This window comes from Devosia sp., from assembly GCF_017307565.1.
In the GTDB taxonomy this organism is placed as follows: domain Bacteria; phylum Pseudomonadota; class Alphaproteobacteria; order Rhizobiales; family Devosiaceae; genus Devosia.
In genome coordinates, this window is record NZ_JAFKHD010000126.1 from 1 (window position 1) to 3,393 (window position 3,393).

Sequence of the window (3,393 nt, forward strand, 5' to 3'; positions counted from 1 at the left end):
GCCGGGCGTGCCATCGGGCAGGGCCTTGCCCGGCAGCGAACCGGAAACGACGACGGAATAGGGCGGCACCTTGCCGATATGCACTTCGCCGGTGGCGCGGTTGATGATTTTCGTCGACGCGCCGATGAAGACGCCCATGGAAATCACCGAGCCTTCGCCCACGACGACGCCTTCGACCACTTCCGAGCGTGCGCCGACAAAGCAATTGTCTTCGATGATGGTCGGGTTGGCCTGCAGCGGCTCGAGCACGCCGCCAATGCCGACGCCACCCGAAAGGTGCACGTTCTTGCCGATCTGCGCGCAGGAGCCAACCGTGGCCCAGGTGTCGACCATGGTGCCTTCATCGACATAGGCGCCGAGGTTCACAAAGCTCGGCATCAGGATCACGCCCTTGCCGATAAAGGCCGACTGACGCACCACGGCACCCGGCACCGAACGGAAGCCGGCGGCACGATACTGGTTCTCGCCCCAACCCTGGAACTTGCTCGGCACCTTGTCGAACCAGTTGGCCCCGCCCGGCGCGCCTTCGATGAGCACATTGTCATTGAGGCGGAACGAGAGCAGCACGGCCTTCTTCAGCCACTGATTGACCTGCCAGTTGCCGTCGATCTTCTCGGCCACGCGCGCCTGCCCGCTATCGAGCAGGTTCAGCGCCGTCTCCACCGCATCGCGCACTTCGCCTTTGGTCGAGAGAGTGACTTCGGCCCGGTTTTCGAAGGCGGTCTCGATAATGCTGGAAAGCTGGGCGTGCGACATGACGGCTCCTAGGGAAAAGACTGGCGCGGACCATAGCGGGGCAGGGCGGAGTGTCAACGGACTCGTCAGCCCCAATCACCGTGTCATTCCAGCGAAAGCGGGAATCCTTGCGGGGGCTCAAAGCTTGGGCGACACGATTTCCTTCCACGTATCCAGAAACCGCTGCCGCCGCAGCGTATCAAGCGCCACGAGCAGGCTCGGCCCCAGCGGAATGGCCTGGATCACTCCGCGCCCTCGCGCCGCGATCGCCTCGCTGGTCCATTCCCCCACGGACCCCGGCACCACCGACCCGAGCGCGGTATCCCCGGCCGCAATGCCCTGGCCCTCGGGCGAGAGCGCAAAGTCGACAAAAGCCCGCGCCAGATCGACCTCTTTCGCTTCGCGCGGAATGAGCATCGAGCGCGTCAGCACCAGCACATAGTCGTCGGGCACGACAATCTCGATATTGGCCCCTTCCGCCTGCCGGGCAAAGGCATAGGACCCCAATACATTATACCCCAGCGCCAGCGATCCATCGGCCACGCCATTGAGAATGGCCGGGCTTGACCCCGAAAACTGCGCGCCAACGCGCCCAAACGCCGTCGCCAGCCGCCAGAAGGTCGAGGAAATCGTCTGGTCCTGTGCCGCCAGCAGATAGCCGACGCCCGACAGCGCAATGTCATAGGTCGCAATCTGCCCGCGGAATTTCTCGGTTTCCGTCTCCAGCAGTTCCGCCAGTTTCAGATGCGTGCGCGGCACGTCTTCAAGCGCAATCCGGTCGGGATTGTAGATGATCACCGCCGGCTCGAAGGTGAAGCCAAACACCTCATTGCGCCAATGGGCCCAATCCGGCAGGTCGCCGAGATAGGGGCTGTCATAGGCAAGTGCATGCCCGTCATTGGCGAGTTTGAGCTGTAGGTCCGAAGCCGAGGAAATCAGCAGGTCCGGTGCCACCGGCAGCGTGCCGTCGAGGAATTGCCGGAAAAGCGGCAGTGAATCCATTTCCTCATAGGTGACCGTCACGTTGGGCCGCTCCGCCTGAAAGCCGGCGACAAAAGCGCCAAACACCTGCGTGTCGGTGACCCCTAAGATGGTGAGAACGGTTTCGGTCGAGCCATCGAGCGCCGGATAATGCGTCGACTTTGCCTCAGCGTGCCCCGGCAGCAAGACCAGCGCGGCGAGCGCGACGCCGGCAACGGCCGTAAGCCCCGCCCGTCGCGATATCCGCGTCAGCGGCAGGGCGACTTCCACCATAAGTCCACCACCCGCCCGATCGGCAAAGCGCAAATGCCCGCCATGGCCCTCGGCAACGCGCGCCACGATGGAAAGCCCCAGTCCGGACCCGACAGTGCCGGTACTGGCCTTGCCGCGCTTGAATCGCTCGAGCACGCTCTGCTTTTCCTCGTCATCCATGCCCGGCCCGCGATCCCGCACGGTAATGCAGAGATCATTGGCGGCAATCTCGGCCCCGATTTCAACCGGCCCGGTCGAATAGACCAGCGCATTGTCGATCAGATTGCGCATCATTTCACGCAGCGCCACCCGATCCCCGCGCACCTGCACCGCCCGCGCCGCGTCCGACGCATCGAGCGATACCCGCTCCAACTGCTCGCCGTCGAGCCTCTGGCACACTTCCTCGATGATCCCCCAGAGCGCCACCATCTCGCTGTCCTGCGCCTCAAGACGATGCGAAATCGTTGCGTCCATCAGCAGCTGGCTGACCAGCTGGCTCGCCTGCACAGCGCCGGTATGAATGCGCCCAACCCGCCCGCGCATGGCCTCAAGGTCCTGCTCATCCATGGCCACTTCCGCCTGGGCGCGCAGCGAAGCGAGCGGTGTCCGCACCTCATGCGCTGCCTCGGCGACAAGCCCACTCACCCGCTCCATGGTCTTCTGCAGCCGCCCCATAAACCCATTGAGCGCCGCCACCAGATGCCCTACCTCCACCGGCACCGGCACGCTGACGGGCGAGAGATCATCCGGCGGCCGCGCGGCAAGTTCGTGCTCCAGCTCGGTCAGCGGCGCAAACATGCGCGAAATGCCGAACCACACGAGCCCGACGGCCAGGAGCGTCAGCGCTATGACCGGCACAATGGCATTGGAGAGGATTTCATTGGAAAGCGCTTCGCGCTGGTTCTGCGTTTCCGCGACGTGGATGGTCACCCAGCCTGTATCGCTCGCCGTCGAAATCAATCGCCCGATCGAAGCCACCCGCACCACTTCGCCATGGTACAGAATATCGGCAAAGCGCGGCCCGGCCGAGGTGATCTCGTCCATCTGCGCCGCCAGATCTTCATAGCCCGTAACGGTCCGCGCGTCGGGCCCCTCGACGGCATAGAAAACGCGATCCTGCCCCGAAAACATGGCAAAGGCGGCAAAGGGCAATTCGACGATAACTGTCTCATCCTCGACCTGCACCGCCCCGGCAATGGTCAGCGCCGAAGCCGCCAGCAACCGGTCAAAGGCCCGATCCGCCGCCCGCTCGGCATAGTCGCGAATGAAGATGATGAGAACCACCGCCGCCGCCAGCAGCAGCACCGTGGCAAGCGCCAGAATGCGCCGGCGGATGGAGAAGGATTTAGTGGGCACTACCCATCCACCGCCAGCGCCACATAAAAGCCGATGGAGGGCAGCAGCATCTCCATGGGCGCGGGCGAG

At 64.0% G+C, this 3,393-nt stretch carries 2 protein-coding genes; both read right to left on the minus strand.

The features are described from left to right. The coding region (gene dapD, locus J0I64_RS03570; protein ID WP_291406244.1) for a 2,3,4,5-tetrahydropyridine-2,6-dicarboxylate N-succinyltransferase at positions 1-756 on the minus strand (756 nt) is incomplete at its 3' end. 117 nt (positions 757-873) lie between these two features. Beyond that, on the minus strand, positions 874-3,324 hold the full coding sequence (locus J0I64_RS03575) for an extracellular solute-binding protein (RefSeq protein ID WP_291406245.1): 2,451 nt from the start codon (positions 3,322-3,324) through the stop codon (positions 874-876). Positions 3,325-3,393: the final 69 nt, after the last annotated feature.